17 protein-coding genes are annotated in these 16,111 nt (G+C 46.0%); 11 read left to right on the top strand and 6 right to left on the bottom strand.

What is annotated here, in order from left to right:
- Positions 1-933 precede the first annotated feature (933 nt).
- From hisG to Q0238_RS10420, 5 genes are read right to left on the bottom strand one after another with little or no spacing between them, the layout of a single operon-like run.
- Complete coding sequence (gene hisG / locus Q0238_RS10440) at positions 934-1,545, bottom strand: ATP phosphoribosyltransferase (protein ID WP_297945820.1); 612 nt, start codon at positions 1,543-1,545, stop codon at positions 934-936.
- Positions 1,542-2,162, bottom strand: coding sequence for a type III pantothenate kinase (locus Q0238_RS10435; RefSeq protein ID WP_297945818.1), 621 nt, complete (start codon positions 2,160-2,162; stop codon positions 1,542-1,544). Before Q0238_RS10435 ends, hisG begins: the two co-directional genes overlap by 4 nt.
- Positions 2,149-2,484, bottom strand: coding sequence for a hypothetical protein (locus tag Q0238_RS10430; RefSeq protein ID WP_297945816.1), 336 nt, complete (start codon positions 2,482-2,484; stop codon positions 2,149-2,151). Before Q0238_RS10430 ends, Q0238_RS10435 begins: the two co-directional genes overlap by 14 nt.
- A complete protein-coding gene (locus tag Q0238_RS10425; RefSeq protein WP_297945815.1) occupies positions 2,471-3,484 on the bottom strand; it encodes an L-seryl-tRNA selenium transferase in 1,014 nt (337 codons plus the stop codon). Before Q0238_RS10425 ends, Q0238_RS10430 begins: the two co-directional genes overlap by 14 nt.
- Positions 3,484-4,035 carry a hypothetical protein gene (locus tag Q0238_RS10420; protein WP_297883045.1) on the bottom strand — a complete coding sequence of 184 codons (552 nt, stop codon included), beginning with the start codon at positions 4,033-4,035 and terminating at the stop codon, positions 3,484-3,486. Before Q0238_RS10420 ends, Q0238_RS10425 begins: the two co-directional genes overlap by 1 nt.
- Positions 4,036-4,151: 116 nt before the next feature.
- Between Q0238_RS10420 and gatC the strand changes: the two genes are divergently transcribed.
- The 11 genes from gatC to Q0238_RS10365 all read left to right on the top strand — a co-directional run bounded on the left by gatC (position 4,152) and on the right by Q0238_RS10365 (position 14,646).
- Positions 4,152-4,439 (top strand): Asp-tRNA(Asn)/Glu-tRNA(Gln) amidotransferase subunit GatC, encoded by a 288-nt coding sequence (gene gatC, locus Q0238_RS10415; RefSeq protein WP_291939991.1) that lies wholly within the window; start codon positions 4,152-4,154, stop codon positions 4,437-4,439.
- 10 nt (positions 4,440-4,449) lie between these two features.
- Positions 4,450-5,532 (top strand): type IV pilus twitching motility protein PilT, encoded by a 1,083-nt coding sequence (locus tag Q0238_RS10410; RefSeq protein ID WP_005871218.1) that lies wholly within the window; start codon positions 4,450-4,452, stop codon positions 5,530-5,532.
- On the top strand, positions 5,532-6,209 hold the full coding sequence (locus Q0238_RS10405) for a CvpA family protein (RefSeq protein ID WP_100067315.1): 678 nt from the start codon (positions 5,532-5,534) through the stop codon (positions 6,207-6,209). Before Q0238_RS10410 ends, Q0238_RS10405 begins: the two co-directional genes overlap by 1 nt.
- Positions 6,206-6,673 (top strand): Fur family transcriptional regulator, encoded by a 468-nt coding sequence (locus Q0238_RS10400; protein WP_291939986.1) that lies wholly within the window; start codon positions 6,206-6,208, stop codon positions 6,671-6,673. Before Q0238_RS10405 ends, Q0238_RS10400 begins: the two co-directional genes overlap by 4 nt.
- 1 nt (position 6,674) lies before the next feature.
- Positions 6,675-8,168 carry a lysine--tRNA ligase gene (gene lysS / locus Q0238_RS10395; protein WP_297945813.1) on the top strand — a complete coding sequence of 498 codons (1,494 nt, stop codon included), beginning with the start codon at positions 6,675-6,677 and terminating at the stop codon, positions 8,166-8,168.
- A gap of 2 nt (positions 8,169-8,170) precedes the next feature.
- Entirely contained in the window at positions 8,171-9,418 is a 1,248-nt protein-coding gene (locus tag Q0238_RS10390) for a serine hydroxymethyltransferase (protein ID WP_297945811.1), read from the top strand.
- Positions 9,419-9,512: 94 nt separating this feature from the next.
- Complete coding sequence (locus Q0238_RS10385) at positions 9,513-10,544, top strand: hypothetical protein (RefSeq protein ID WP_297945809.1); 1,032 nt, start codon at positions 9,513-9,515, stop codon at positions 10,542-10,544.
- Entirely contained in the window at positions 10,544-11,329 is a 786-nt protein-coding gene (locus Q0238_RS10380) for a shikimate dehydrogenase (protein ID WP_297945807.1), read from the top strand. The genes Q0238_RS10385 and Q0238_RS10380 overlap by 1 nt, the downstream gene beginning before the upstream one ends.
- A gap of 476 nt (positions 11,330-11,805) precedes the next feature.
- Entirely contained in the window at positions 11,806-12,012 is a 207-nt protein-coding gene (locus Q0238_RS10375) for a DUF4492 domain-containing protein (RefSeq protein WP_297881812.1), read from the top strand.
- A gap of 2 nt (positions 12,013-12,014) precedes the next feature.
- Entirely contained in the window at positions 12,015-13,538 is a 1,524-nt protein-coding gene (locus tag Q0238_RS10370) for a cytochrome ubiquinol oxidase subunit I (RefSeq protein WP_297945805.1), read from the top strand.
- 1 nt (position 13,539) lies between these two features.
- Positions 13,540-14,646, top strand: coding sequence for a cytochrome d ubiquinol oxidase subunit II (locus Q0238_RS10365; RefSeq protein ID WP_297945803.1), 1,107 nt, complete (start codon positions 13,540-13,542; stop codon positions 14,644-14,646).
- Positions 14,647-14,991: 345 nt separating this feature from the next.
- Here Q0238_RS10365 and Q0238_RS10360 read toward each other — a convergent pair whose 3' ends face one another.
- Complete coding sequence (locus Q0238_RS10360) at positions 14,992-15,960, bottom strand: putative transporter (RefSeq protein ID WP_297945801.1); 969 nt, start codon at positions 15,958-15,960, stop codon at positions 14,992-14,994.
- Between the last annotated feature and the right edge of the window lie 151 nt (positions 15,961-16,111).

Genomic DNA, 16,111 nt, shown 5'->3' with positions numbered 1-16,111 from the left:
GCAACGGCAGCGAGGTGCTAGTTTATCCGACCGAATACATCGTGAGCGATAATTTTACCGAAAAGGTGCGCGAAATCATCGCGGCGTAAGCGCCGCAAAGCTCTTTTATCGCGCCAGGTTGGTTAAATTTTATTTTTGCCTGCGCTGCACGCAAGCATTTTACGGGGTGACAGCCAGTCTCAACTGCCGATTAAATTTCATTCTAGCTAGCGCTACATGCAAGCCGTTTTAGCGCGCAGAGAGCTATAAACTTTATCGCGGTTGCGGTTATTTGGCTAGAAATTTGCCGCGTACAAAATTTACGGCGCGGCGCGCAGAAACCAAAAACGCGCAGATCGCCCGTAACATCTAAATTTATCATGGCGGAATTTTATGTGCGGTAAATTTAGAAAATGCGGAGCTTCTGTTTTATTATGGCGGCGAGGCTCGCAGCGCGCCGCTCATGCTGCCGCAATAACCGCTTGCCGTACCTCGGTAGAGCGTGAAGTATGCCGCCCCGGTAGTTTGCTTTCGGCGCGTCAAAAGGTATGGGCGATTTCAAATTTGAGTTAAAATTTTGCGAAGTTTTACTTTGGCAGAGCTCTGCGCGTAGCGTAAAATTTTACCGCGCGAAATCACGGAGCGGGATTTTGGAATTTTGAAATTCTACGCTGCGGAGGTTTGTGCTTTGAAATTTCGCGAGCTGTAAATTTAGGGCTAAATTTAGAATTTCGTAGCGATAAATTTTAAAATTTTACGCTGCGCGGCTCGGCAAAGCGCATCCGCCTCTTGATAAATCAAATTCGTAGGATTTCTAAATTAAGCGGTGCGGTTGCTGCCAAAAAATTCTATCTGTAGCGGCAGTTTTTAAACGACAGCGCCGAGACGAGCAATGATGATTTACGGAAGTGCGCCCCCGCTCGCCGCAAGCACTGTGCAGCGGGTAAACAAGCGTTACGCGATCGCGCGGGCCAGCTTATCTCGCAGGTTTAAAATTTCATCGCGTTTTAGCACGAAGCTGTTTTTGTTGGCGATGAGGTGCGCGGAGCTTTGCATTATGGTTTCTGTGGGCTGCAACCCGTTTTGTTTCATCGTAGCGCCGGTCTCGACGACATCGACGATAGCGTCGGCAAGCCCTATGAGCGGGGCTAGCTCGATCGAGCCGTAGAGTTTGATGATATTTACGGCGACGGCCTTGGAGGCGAAGTATTCGCGAGTGATGTTGGGCATTTTCGTAGCGATTTTTAGGCTCGGAGCGCCGTAGTTTAGCTGGGTGCCCGCATGCACGCCCACGCAGACGCGGCATTTTCCGATTTTAAGATCAAGCAGTGTAAGCACGTCCGGGCGATGCTCCTCAAGCACGTCAAGCCCCACTACGCCGATATCTGCCGCGCCTCCCATAACGTAAGTAGGGATATCTTGGTTGCGGACGTAGAGGAATTTAAAATCGCCCTCTTGCATTATGAGTTTGCGATCCTCGAAAGCAAAATCAAGCCCGAAGATGGTTTTGAAAATTTTAAGCGTATCGTCGGCTATGCGGCCTTTGGGAAGCGCTATGGTTATCATGCTAGCCCCTTTTTTGCGATTAAGCTCACTATCGATTTAAAGATCAGATCCTTTTCATAGATTGAGTTGCGAAAATACCGCATCAGATAGGCTCCGTCGCCGCCCGTGAAGTAAATTTTATTATTGCCCGCGATGTTTTCGATAGTAAGCACGATAGGCTTTAAAATCCCGTAGTTTACGGCGTTTACGGTCTTTTGCGGTAGCGGGTCCAGATCGATATTGGTTGAAAGCGTGACATCCAGCACGGGCGCGATGCTTGCGAACGACTTTAAAAGCGTGCCGATACCGGGCATTATAAATCCGCCTAGGTGTGAGCTTTTAAACATCAAATCTACGGTGATCGCGCTGCCAGCATCGACGACTACGCCCGTCGTCACCGCCGAGCACGCCGCTATGCGGTCGATCCCAAGCCCGCGGTAGGCGGTTTTTAGTTCAAAGTGCGGCGCCAGATCGACAAATAGAGGGTTTTTCAGCTTTTTTTTCACGCTATCATTGACGCTAATGAAAAAAATTCGCTCCTTCGGCTCGTACCGCATAAACTCCGCTACGGGCATACTTTGCGTTACGCCGCCTTTATAAAATTTAACCCTGGAATTTCCTATGTCACACAAAAGCATAGAGGCTAAATCCGTTTTCTTTTAAAAATTTCGCGCTTTTAGAACACATCTGCGAGTTGTAAAACAGCGCGCGCTTTTTGACAACCTTGCCTAGGCTTGCGCTAATGTCGCTTGCGAGCGATAGCAGAAATTCCGCGTCGCGCATTATAAAGCGAGATTTTGCGTCGCGCATAAATAAAAGGACGTTGTAGCTTTTTAGATCCACGCCGAAATACGCGCCGTATGAGCGCGAGCGCGTGAAGCTAGCGATATCTAGCGTTTGGAATTTCTGAAGCAAGAGCCCTTCGCGAACGCAGAGTTTTGAAATTTTATCTAGCATCAAAATTTAAAATTTTATCGTCGTAGTAAAAGGACGTGCCCGCGATAAAGGACTTATCATCGAACTCGCCATTTAGCTCGTAGATCGCCTGACCTTCTAAATTTTCGTCGGTACGAATGACGTAGCCATTGCGCTCGATGATATACAGATAGCCGCCGCTAAGTAGTGCGCCGCTAAACTGCGCGAAGGTAAATTTACGCGATTTGATCAAATTTAGCCCGCGATCGAGTAGCTCGACTCTGCCGTCTTTTAAGAAAAGATAAATTCTATCGCCGCTAAAAATCACGTCTTTGATGTCTACGTTATGGTTTTTATTGCCCGTAGGACTTACCAGCATTAGCCTAGTGGCAGTTACGGCATAAAGGTTATCGCCCTTGTTTTCTAAGGCGATAATGTTGTTAAAAAACGGCTGGTTGCTCACGACGAAATCGCGTGCCGAGCGCCCACCTACGTTTTCTGCGATGCTGACTAGTCCGTCTAACGCAGGATAAGCGATAAGCTGGTTGATAAATATTGGTGACGCTACGCGCGAATCGATTGCGAATGCATCGCCGACTTTATGATCGAGTACCACTGCGCCCGAGCTTAGCTTGATAAGCATGATCGAATCATCGCTCATCACTAAAGCCAAATCATCGCCGCGTATATTTGCACTGAGCGCTTGTCTGCCGAGGGCTTTTTCAAATTTTACGGCGCCTGTGCTGCCAACTACTTTAAGCGTGCCATTGATGTCGGTTACGACGAAATTTTCGTCATATTCACCTAAAAATTTCTCACTTTTTAGGACTTTGAAATTTTTCACCAATCCGTTTTTAGAGATGACTTCGCCGTCTTTTAGCGTAGCGCCATCTTTACTAACCGCTACGATTTCCGACGGCAGCGAGCCGTTAAATTTCATATCGCCTGTGATGTTTTCGTCGCTAGGTTCGAAATACTGGCGCTTCGTCGAGCAGCCTAAAAATAAAAACGATAGTAAAAGCGTAAATATCAGCGTTTTTCTCATTATTTGTTGCCTCCATAGTGTTTCAAAGCAAGTGCGATTTGACGAACTGGCGAGTTGAGTGGAATTTTATCTAGCTCTGCGTGAGCTTGCTCGATTTTGCCCTCTTTTAGTAGGTCGTAGCCTTTAAGCAAAGAATCGTAATCGGCGAGTAGCACCCCGCCTTGTTTGCCGTTTTGTAGATTTATTATCTCTTTTAGCATAACATCGATGCCTTGGGTATTTTCTAGCGCCGCTCGCTCGTCTGCAGAGCCGTTTTGCAAAATATAAAGAGCGTATAGATTTATATCTTTTTGCTTAAGCTCGGCTAGCTTAGCGTCGTCGCGCTTGTTAAGCAGCTCGTCATAGATCGCATTAGCACTTGCTATGCGGCGATCGCTTAGAAATTCATTTGCGTAATATCCGATAAATGCTACGATCAAAACCGCAGCCAAAAATATCAGCGGCTTTTTGTATTTTTTTACGAAAATTTCACTTTTTATGACGCTTTCTAGAAACTGCTCTTCTGTGCCAATCTCTTTTTTCACGCCCTCGATGTCGTCTTTTAAAGCCAAAATTCAGTCCTTTGTTTGAGAAAATCGGCGTAATTGTAGCATAAAAAATTTTAAATACCGCCTAAGATAAAGAATTTTTATGATATAATGTCGCATTTATCAGAAAAAGGAAAGTTATGATAATAGACGATGCCTTGCTAAGCAAGCTGGAAAGGCTATCTGCTCTTAAAATTCCAGATGCTAAGCGAGAAGAATTTAAAGGGCAATTAAATAATATTGTAGATTTTGTAGAAATTCTAAATGAGCTGGATTTGCAAAGCGGCGAGGCGGCTATCACTACGCTAAAAGGCGGTACTCCGTTTCGCAAAGATATTCCACGCAAAAGCGACGTCGCAGAAAGCGTCTTAAAGCATGCTCCGCAGTCCGAAGGCGGCTACTTCGTAGTGCCGAAAATCATAGATTGAAAGGAATTTTATGGAAGAAGTTCAAAGAAATTTAGTAGATATCGAAACCCTACTAAAAACCGTCGTTTTTAACAAAGCGAGCGACCTTCACTTAGTTTCGCGCTCGGCGCCTCAAATACGTATCGACGGAACATTGCGCCCACTTGCCATGGATCCGCTTAAGGGCACGGATATCGAGTATATCTGCTACGCGCTCATTACCGATGCTCAAAAAAGTGCGCTCGAGGAAAATAAAGAACTTGACTTTGCGATCGAGCTTCCTAATATCGGACGCTTCCGTGGAAATTACTACTACACTATGAACGGCGATTTGGCTGCCGCATTTCGTATTATTCCTATCGATATTCCTAGCCTGGACGATTTAAAAGCCCCTACGATTTTTAAAGAGGTAGTCAAGCACGAAAAAGGCATGATTTTGGTTACCGGACCTACGGGTAGCGGTAAATCAACTACTCTTGCCGCGATGCTAAACGAGATCAACGAAAAAGAGCGCAAGCACATTATAACCGTTGAAGATCCGGTCGAGTTCGTCCATACCAATAAAAAAGCACTTTTTTCTCACAGAAATATTGGCACCGATACCCATTCCTACGCTAACGCATTAAAATTTGCCTTGCGTGAGGACCCGGACATCATCCTAGTTGGTGAGATGCGCGATAGAGAGACTATCTCGATCGCCATTACCGCGGCTGAGACCGGTCACTTGGTATTTGGTACGCTACACACCAACTCCGCGATGCAGACGATCAACCGTATTATCGATAGCTTTGATGGCGGCGAGCAGCTCCAAGTGCGAAATATGCTCTCCGTGTCACTTACCGCGGTCATTTCGCAATCACTTTTGCCGAAGCTTGGCGGTGGACGTATCGCGATCCATGAAATTTTGCTAAATAACAATGCCGTAGCGAATCTAATCCGCGAAAACAAGGTGCATCAAATTTACTCTCAAATGCAGCTAAATCAGCAATCTACCGGTATGATAACTCAAACTCAAGCGATGGTTAAAGCGATCCGTGCAAATCAAATTTCAAAAGACACGGCGTTTAGGTACTCGACTAACCTGCAAGAGCTAATAGGCGTGGTGGGTGCTTGATGGAAGGTATTAACTGGTTTGACGTCGGCTGTTTAGTACTCGTAGTGCTCTTTGGACTGCGCGGTATCACCAACGGAATCGTTAAAGAAATTTTTGGAATTTTGGGTCTCATCGGCGGTCTTTTTGCCGCGATGCGTTATAAAACTATGGCGGGCGAGTGGATTGCAGCAAAAATTCCAGCTTTACAGAATGCAAACGGCGTGCTTTCAGGCGATACGACGCAGGTTCTCATCGGCTTTATCGCTGTGCTTTTTGGCGTATGGATCTCGTGTCTGATTATAGGCGAAATCATTTCAAAATTCTTTAAATGGAGCGGACTCGGATTTGTCGATAAGATCGGCGGCTTTGTGTTTAGCGTAAGTAAAATTTTCTTGATTTTTGCCGTTATTGTTACGCTTGCAAGCGGTCCTATGTCGATGAACGAACAGACCAAAAAGTATTTTGAAAGCAGCAAAACTGCGCCGATTTTTTTAAAAATAGGAAATTGGATTTTAAATCTCAAAGACGATCCGAAGATCAAACAAAGCTTAGATTCTATCGGTTCTAAGATGGATGATAAACTCTTAAAAGATCAAAATTCTACCGCCCGTATGAACTCGGATCAAAATCAAAGCACTGAACCTAGCGATTTTAACGCCAGTTCAGAAGTAAATTCTACAGAAAGGACAAAATTATGAATGCAAAAATCGAAAATTTAGAGTTTGACGCTCTAATTGTTGAGTTTAAAAAGGCACTTGCCGCTAGCGGTTTAAAATATACTAAGCAGCGCGAGGTTTTGCTCCGCACGCTTTATAACAATAACAAACACTTTACACCTGAGGCGCTTCATAACGAGATCAAAGCGAAATTCCCCGAACTAAACGTAGGCATAGCGACGGTGTATCGCACCTTAAATTTGCTTGAGGATTCGGGCATGGCGACGTCGATCTCATTCGGCGCACAGGGCAAGAAATTTGAGCTTGCCAACAAGCCTCACCACGACCATCTAATCTGCAAAAGCTGCAATAAGATCATAGAATTTCAAGACGCCACTATTGAGCGAAAACAGCTTGCCGTCGCCAAAGAGCACGGATTTACGCTCACGGGACATATGATGCAGCTGTATGGAATTTGCCCTGAATGCGCGGTAAAAAGGAAGTAGATTGTTTGATAGCCAGTTAGAAATCCAAAGGATAGACAAGGCGTCGGAACTTCGGAATTTAGGGGCTAATCCCTATCCGCACTTTCTAAAAAAAGATATGAGCATAGCTGAGTTTAAAGAGAAATTCGGCTACATAAAAGATACCGAGGATAAAAAAGCGAGCGAGGAGGTAAGCCTTGCCGGAAGGTTAAAGCTAAAGCGCGTCGCGGGCAAATCCACCTTCGCAAACATAGAAGATCAAAGCGGCAATATTCAAATTTATTACTCTCGCGATAGCATCGGCGAGGAGGATTACGCTAAATTTAAGAAAAATCTCGAAGCGGGCGATATAATTTTGGTGCGCGGATACGCCTTCGTCACTCAAACGGGCGAGTTTTCGATCCATGCCAGCAAAATAACGCTCGCGTCCAAAGCGATTTGCCCGCTTCCGGAGAAATTTCACGGCCTTGTCGATATCGAGACGCGCTACCGCCAAAGATACCTCGACATGATAATGAACCCGCAGATCCGCGAGGATTTCATCAAGCGCTCGATCATCGTTAGCGAGATCCGCAGCTTTTTTGAAAAGCATGGATTTTTAGAGGTCGAAACGCCGATGATGCACCCAATCGCAGGCGGCGCTAATGCCAAGCCTTTCATCACGCACCACAATGCCCTCGACGTCGATCGTTATCTGCGTATCGCACCGGAGCTGTATCTTAAGCGCCTCGTCGTAGGCGGCATGGAGGCGGTCTTTGAGATCAACCGAAATTTCCGCAACGAGGGCATGGATCTGACGCACAATCCGGAATTTACCAGCATAGAATTCTACTGGGCGTGGCATGACTATAACGACGCGATGAACCTAACCGAGGAGCTATTTAAAGCGCTATTTAAGAGGCTCGGGCTGGGCGAAATTTTAACTTACGATGAGCGCGAGATCGATTTTTCAAAGCCTTTTGCGCGCATAAAGTATCTCGACGCGCTTACTCAGATAGGCGGCATCGAGCCTCAGATCGTAAATGATCGCGAAAAGATCATCGCCAAACTCAAAGAGGATAAATTTGAAGTCAATGAAAAGCTCGATCTAGGCCACCTGCAGAGCGAACTTTTTGATAATTACGTAGAAGCTAAGCTCATAAATCCGACCTTCATCGTGGATTTTCCGATCTCGATCAGCCCGCTTTCGCGCAGAAGCGACGAAAATCCGCAGATAGCCGAGAGATTTGAGCTCTACATCGCAGGCAAGGAGCTAGCCAACGCCTTTAACGAACTGAACGATCCGCTCGATCAATACGCTAGATTTAAGGCGCAAATCGACGCCAAAAATGCAGGCGACGACGAAGCTCACGAGATGGATGAGGATTATGTTCGCGCGCTTAGCTACGCGATGCCTCCGACTACCGGCTGGGGGCTCGGTATCGATCGCTTGGCGATGATTTTGCTGAATAAAAAATCGATCCGCGACGTGATTTTATTCCCTGCGATGAGGCCGCTAAATTTAGAGAAGGAGTGAACGTGTCAAATTTAGAAAAATTCGATAATGAAATTTTTAGTTTAACCAACAAAGAGCTTGCTCGCCAGTGCGATTATTTGGAGATGATCGCGAGCGAAAATTTCACCTATCCCGAGGTGATGGAGGCGATGGGTTCGGTGCTAACGAACAAATACGCCGAGGGCTATCCAGGCAAGCGCTACTACGGCGGTTGCGAGTTCGTAGATGAGATTGAGCAGATCGCGATCGATCGCTGCAAAAAGCTCTTCGGCTGTGAGTTTGCAAACGTCCAGCCAAACAGCGGCAGCCAAGCCAATCAAGGCGTATATGCCGCATTTTTGAAACCTGGCGATAAAATTTTAGGCATGGCGCTTAGCCACGGCGGGCATTTGACGCACGGCGCAAAGGTTTCAAGTAGCGGAAAGATGTATGAGAGCTTCGAATACGGCGTAGAGCTTGACGGCCGCATAAATTATGATAAGGTGCTTGAGATCGCTCAGATCGTAAAGCCGAAGATGATCGTTTGCGGTGCGAGTGCCTATACGCGCGAGATAGATTTTGCTAAATTTAGACAGATCGCTGATAGCGTGAGTGCGTTTCTTTTCGCCGATGTAGCGCACGTCGCGGGGCTCGTCGTCGCGGGCGAACACGCTAATCCGTTCCCGCACTGCCACGTCGTAAGCTCGACCACGCACAAGACTCTTCGCGGTCCGCGCGGCGGCATCATAATGACCAACGACGAAGAATTTGCTAAAAAGATCAACTCAGCGATCTTTCCGGGTATCCAAGGTGGCCCGCTAATGCACGTCATCGCCGCTAAGGCGGTGGGCTTTAAACACAATCTAAGCCCCGAGTGGAAGGTCTATGCCAAGCAGGTCAAGGCAAACGCTAGAGTTTTGGGCGAGACGCTGGTTGAGCGCGGCTTTGATCTCGTTAGCGGCGGCACCGATAACCATCTGATTTTAATGAGCTTTTTAAATAGAGATTTTAGCGGCAAGGACGCTAGCGCCGCGCTTGAAAATGCAGGCATCACGACGAATAAAAATACCGTTCCGGGCGAGACGCGCAGCCCATTCGTCACCAGCGGTATCCGCGTCGGAAGCCCCGCACTTACGGCGCGCGGAATGAAAGAGAAAGAATTTGAGTTTATAGGAAATAAAATCGCCGACGTACTAAGTGACATCTCAAATTCCAAGCTTCAGGCGCAGGTCAAAGGGGAGGTGCGAGATTTGGCGCACCGCTTTATCATCTACGACCGCGCGATGTATTAAATTTAATAAATTCGGGTAAGCTTACCCGAATTATTTATTTCGTAAATTTTGCGTGGTAGAATTTACAAAGCAAATAATAATCTTAGGAGAGAGTATGAACGACAAAAATTTCGATATGAGCAGCATAGACGATATAGTGATAAATAGCGGCAATGTCGATAAGAACGCGAATTTGAAAAAGGGTCTTACCGTCGCAGCTGGCGTCGTAGTTTTATTCTTAATCATTTTAATCATAATGAAGGCTATTAATAAAGACGATATTGACACCAATGCAGGTCTTACTATGCCTAGTGAAGAAGAGCTTGCCAAAGCGGAGCAAAAGCCTGCCGTGCAAGTTCAAAAACCCGAGCCTTCGCAGCCTGAGCCTGTAGAAGTGAAATCAGAACCCAATGCGGCATCTGCAGCTCCAACCAAAGTAGAGATAAAAACCCAAGAGCCTAATTCCGAAAGCAAGGTCGTCGCAAGCGCTCAGCCTGAAGCACAGAAAGTAGAAATCCAAAAGTCCGAAATCAAAGAAGAGCCAAAAAAATCCGAAGTTAAAATAGAAAGTAAAAAGATTGAGCCTAAAGACGAAGCCAAAAAGCCTGAGAAAACGGACGTAAAAAAGTCCGAGCCTAAGAAAGAATCTGCAAAAGACGAGATCAAAAAAGAACCTTCTAAAACCGAAATTAGAAAAGTCGAGCAAAAAGTAGAGCCTAAAAAAGAACCCGAAAAACAAGCAAAAGCAGAAGTTAAAAAAGAGCCTTCAAAAACGGAAGCTAAAAAGGAACATGCGAAAGCTGAAGCCAAAAAAGAGCCAGCAAAACCTGAGTCTAAAAAAGAAGCCAGCAAGCCGGAGTCTAAAAGTGAGAGCGTAAAAGCTGGCGTTGCAGCAAAGAGTACCAGCACCAGCGTGGCAAACGGCAGCTATGTGCAGGTTTTCGCATCCAATGCCTACGATCCAAACGGGTCTGATACCAAAAAAATCACCAAAAAAGGCTACAGCCCAATTGCGCTGCAAACTCACGTCGGCAGTAAGAGCGTGACTAAAATTTTAGTCGGGCCTTTCGAGGGTGAGGCGCTACAAAAGGCGCTTAGCGATATGCGCAGCATCAATAGCGGCGCGTATATTTACCGAGTGAAATAGTGGACAGATTTGCGGTTTTCGGCAACCCGATCGCCCACTCCCTCTCGCCGCTACTTCATAACTACGCTATAAAATTTCTAGCCCTAGACGCCTACTATGGGCGAGTTTTGCTGCAGCGCGGCGAGGAACTGCGCGCTAAATTTGAAACTTTAAGGCTTGCGGGTGCGAACATAACCGTGCCTTTTAAACTTGACGCATTTAAAGTATGCGACATCCTAAGCGAGGCGGCGCAGAAGATAGGCTCGGTAAACACACTAGTGCTAAAAGGCGGTGCGCTGCACGGCTTTAATACCGACGCGCAAGGCTTTTTCTGCGCGATCTTGGGCTTTGGCAAGATTCGCAATGCGCTTATTTTAGGCGCAGGCGGCACTACGCGAGCGATCGGCTACGTGCTAAGCAAAAACGGCGTGAAATTTGACATCCTAAACCGCAGCGCAAAGGATTTTGACTTCGGCTGCGAGGAATTTTTTACCTATGAAAATTTTAGATCCAAAGACTACGATCTGATCGTCAATGCCACCGGCGCGGGGCTCAAAGATGACGCGCTACCAGCGCCCGAGGGAGTAATAGATGAAATTTTATCCCGCGCGAAATTTGCTTTTGACGCTATCTACGGGAAGCAGACTCCATTTTTGCAAGCCGCGCGTGCAAAAAATCTACCCGCAAAAGACGGCAAAGAGATGCTGATAAATCAAGGCGCGCTTGCTTTCAATCTCTTTTTCGGCGGTAAATTCGACTTAGCAGAGATTGTATCGCTGATGAGCCGTGCTGCAAATTTACGCTAAATCGACTCTTAGGCTTTTCAATTATACGTCCAGTCTAATGAAATGCTTTAAATTTTGCGTCGAGTTAATTATCCGTTCTTAAATTTTATATCGTGTAATTCGGGCGTTTAGCCTCAAAATTCTTACGTTTGCTTTCAGCTGAGGCGCGTTAATTTGCCTACAAAAAATTCTATTTAAAATCGCTACGAATTAGGCATAAAGATGCTTGGTAAAGTCTCGCGCATTTTTCTGCTCGTTTCTTGGATGTTCTATTCTAAAATTTTACGACGAATCTAAACTAAAATTTTGTGCAGTTTAAGTAAAATGCGATCGGTTGCGAATTATGCGGTAGAAACTTTATTTAAGTGTGGTGGCGCAAAAACTCATTTATTAAAAAGATAAAATTGCTACCAAAATTTCAAAATTTAAAGCTAAATTTTAATTAATTGTTATACAATAAAAAATATAAACTAATAATTGCTAAAGGTTAAAATTTGATGTTTTTCGGCAAAATTTTAAAATTTTACGCGCACGGATTTGCTTCGATGAAGCTTGGCAAAACACTATGGGCAGTGATTTTGATCAAGCTATTTATAATTTTTGTGCTACTTAAATTTTTCATTTTCAACGAAAATCTGGATTCTAAATTTAAAACCGATCAAGAAAAAATCGATTTCATTTATAAAAATTTGACTAAGGAGTAGGAATGCAAGAGCTTGCTAGCGTGGATTGGTCGAGGGCGCAGTTTGCGCTCACGGCGCTTTATCACTTTCTTTTCGTGCCCCTAACGCTGGGGCTTAGCTTTATCGTGGCGTTTATGGAGAGCCTATATGTCGCGACCGGTAAGCAGGAGTGGCTCAAGATCACTAAATTTTGGCTGCGCCTTTTCGGTATAAATTTCGCCATCGGCGTCGCGACGGGCATCATAATGGAGTTTGAGTTCGGCACCAACTGGGCGAATTACAGCTGGTTCGTGGGCGACATCTTCGGCGCGCCGCTTGCGATCGAGGGCTTGCTCGCGTTTTTCTTAGAAGCTACCTTCTTTGCGGTAATGTTCTTCGGCTGGGGCCGCGTAAGCAAGAAATTTCATCTTCTCTCGACCTGGCTCGTGGCGATCGGATCAAATTTAAGCGCGTATTGGATCCTAATCGCGAACGCCTGGATGCAAAACCCGGTAGGCACGAGCTTTAATCCTGATACGATGCGCAACGAGATGAGCAATTTTTTAGATATCGCGCTGTCTCACTTCGGAGTGGCTAAATTTTTACATACCGTTGGCGGCGGCTACATTACCGCGGCGCTTTTCGTACTTGGAATTTCGGCGTTTTATATGCTAAAAAATAAAGACTTCGCGCTTGCTAAAAAAAGCTTCATCGTAGCGGCAAGCTTCGGTATGCTAAGCTCGCTTTTCGTGCTATTTAGCGGCGACGAGAGCGCCTATCAGGTCGCGCAAAAGCAGCCGATGAAGCTTGCGGCGATGGAGGGCCTGTATAAAGGCGAAGTAAACGCGGGCATCGTCGCGGCGGGAGTTTTAAATCCGAGCAAAACCCCGGGAGACGATAAACAGCCGTTTTTGTTTGAGATTAAAGCGCCTTATGCGCTAGGGCTGATGGCTACGAGAGGACTTGATAATTTCACTCCTGGCATCGATGATCTGGTATTCGGAAACGAAAAATTCGGCATCGAAGGCGCGGATAAAAAGATAGAAAAAGGCAAAATCGCCCTGCAAGCGCTAAAGGATTACAAGCTCGCCAAAGACGCCAATGATACCGCAGCTATGCAGCAGGCGCGCGAAATTTTATTCGGCAACCAAAATATGCAAAACCTAGGCTACGGCTACCTTGACGATGCGAAGCAGATCGTTCCTCCGGTGGCGCTTACCTTTTATAGCTTCCACGTGATGGTGGCTTTGGGAAGCTATTTTATCTTGCTATTTTTCGTGACGCTATTTTTGGCGATGCGAAAGAACCTCGCCGAATACAAGAAAATTCTATGGCTTTGCGTATTTAGCATCCCTCTGGGATACGTCGCGTGCGAGGCGGGCTGGATAGTAGCTGAAGTAGGGCGCCAGCCGTGGGCGATACAAGATCTCATGCCGGTGGGCGTAGCGGCTACGAGCCTGGCAGGGACGAACATAATGATCTCGTTTGCGCTCTTTGCGGTTTTATTTACGGTTTTATTCATAGCTGAGATAAAGATCATGCTAAAACAGATAAAGATAGGATTTTAAGATGCACGAAATTTTGCAAATTTATTGGTGGTGCGTGGTTTCGCTTCTGGGCGGAATTTTAGTTTTTATGCTCTTCGTGCAGGGCGGCCAGACGCTGCTTTTTACGCTGGCAAAAAGCGAGAGCGAAAAAGATCTCATCGTAAGCTCCATCGGCAAGAAATGGGAGCTCACGTTTACTACGCTCGTGATGTTCGGCGGGGCGTGCTTCGCGGCGTTTCCGCTGTTTTATGCGACCAGCTTCGGCGGGGCGTATTGGGCGTGGATGGCTCTGCTTTTTTGTTTCATAATCCAAGCCGTTGCCTACGAATACAGAAAAAAGCCCGATAATTTCTTGGGCGCTAAAACTTATGAAGCCTTTCTTTTCATAAACGGCTCGCTGGGCACGATCCTGCTTGGTATCATCGTTTCGACGCTTTTTAGTGGCAGCGAGTTTGCGCTGGGGCAGAATAATTTCGTGCAGTGGAAAAACCCGGCTCGCGGACTCGAGGCGTTAGCAAATCCGTTTAACTACATCTTGGGAGTTGCGCTATTTTTCTGCGCCAGAACGGGAGCGAGCTTATATTTGATGAACAATATCGCCGAGCCTGAAATGATCGCCAAGCTCAAAGCCTCGCTTAAATTTAACGCTAGCGCGTTTTTGGTTTTTTTCATCGCGTTTTTGGCGTGGGTCTTGCTAAAGCAGGGCTATGCAGTCGGCGCGGGCGGCGTCGTAAGCCTCGAGAACTTTAAGTATCTGCATAACTACCTAAGCCTGCCTGCGGCGCTAGTGTTGCTGCTGCTAGGCGTCGTGCTGGTGCTAGTGGGGATATTCAAAGGCGCATTTACAAGCAGCGTGCGCGGAGTATTTTTCTACGGCGTAGGCGTCGTATGTGCGGTAACGAGCGTATTTTTGATCCTAGGACTAAATCACACGGCGTTTTATCCGTCAAATTTCGACCTGCAAAGCTCGCTTTCGATAAGCAATGCAAGCTCGAGCCTCTATACGCTTAAGACGATGTTTTACGTGTCGTTTCTAGTGCCTTTCGTGCTGGGTTATATCAGCTATGTTTGGCGCGCAATGGATGCTAAGAAGCTCGATAAAGAGGAGCTTGTAAACGAGCATTATTAGGCACCCGCTCTAGCGCGGCTTCTGCGCGCCCCGTGTGGTGGCAAGAAGCTGCTTGCGTGCGCGGTACTGCGTGCTTTTGCGCTTGGTTAAATTTCATACCGGCGGCGCTTTTTACGCGCCGCATTATAAAAATTTTAAGGATTAAAAATGGTCAAATCTTTAGTTTTCATCGCGATTTGGATGATCTTGCTCGTAGGAAGCTATAAATTTATAAAGTTAAACATTACTCATCAAGAAAAAAGAGAGCAGTAAAAGCGTAGAAATTTTAAAAGTTTGCAGCCTCGGAATTTCGCTTTAAATTTAAAAAGCGAAATCTAGGGTCGCAAGATGCGGGTGAAATTTTATCTAGCCCTTGTAGTCGATATTTTTTTCGAATTCTTTAAGTCGCATATGGATTGAACGCAGCTCCGTGATCGTCGTCCAGTTATCGATAAAAACGCTAAAGCTACCGCGTACTTGGTTAAAAGCATTACCCACTTGAATCATCACTCCAAGCGTAATCGCCTTAGTAAAAAGCCCTGGTCCCATTATGAGATAGGGCACGATGACTAGGATTTGCGAGAAAGAATTTAGCCATAAATCAAAGTAGCAGTAGTGCAAAAATAGCCTGTAATAGTTGTGCTTTAGTTTGCCAAATAGCGTCTTTGTAGTCTCTTCGCTCGCATATTCCGCCTTATTCTCCTCGGCATAAACCAGCTCTTTGCGAAACGCAGCTTCCGCCTTTTGATTGTTGTATTCAAGCCTAGGCAGAAACCAACCTACTAGCCAAGAAATTATCAGTCCGCCGATGCTTACTGCAAGTGCGATCCACACGAGAGAGCCGGGGATTTTTTTGAGCGCCTCAAAAGGTACTTTCTCGCTAAGGCTCCACAAAACAGGGATAAACGCAAAAAGAGTCATCGCCGCCGAAAGTACGCGCGTGCCGATATCTTCTATGATTTTTGAGAAGCGGTAGATGTCTTCTTGGATACGCTGCGAGCTTCCTTCGATATCTTTACTTACTTTTTTCCAGTATGAAAAATACGAAAATGTCATCGCCTCTCGCCATTTAAATGCCCAAATTCGCGCCACGTATCGCTCCGAAATAGCAGCTACTACAGCAGGCATCGCTATCCATAAAAAGACCCTCATCTGCGCGTAAAAATCGTTTAACGTATGACGATCTACGTTTTGACACAAATCATAAAATACGCGATACCATTCGTTGAAACGCACCCTCAGCGTAGTTTGATACCAATTAATCGCGATCAAAAATACTAGCCCTGTATATGCTAAAAGCGCCCATTTTTTGCTTTTAAAAAATGAAACGAACATTAGCGTTTCTCGGATCTTTTTGGATTTAAAATCGCCGTAAATAGCCTATCGCTTAGCATTTGTGCAGCTTCTTGCACATCCGCGCTTTTGACAGCATTTATGCTTGCTGCGTAGCTTTTTTCGTCATAGAGCGGATAGCCGTAAAGCTCGT

Origin of the sequence: uncultured Campylobacter sp., assembly GCF_938045775.1 — a bacterium.
In the GTDB taxonomy this organism is placed as follows: domain Bacteria; phylum Campylobacterota; class Campylobacteria; order Campylobacterales; family Campylobacteraceae; genus Campylobacter_B.
Note: the sequence above shows the minus strand (reverse complement) of the source record. Positions and strands in the feature narration are given on the sequence as shown.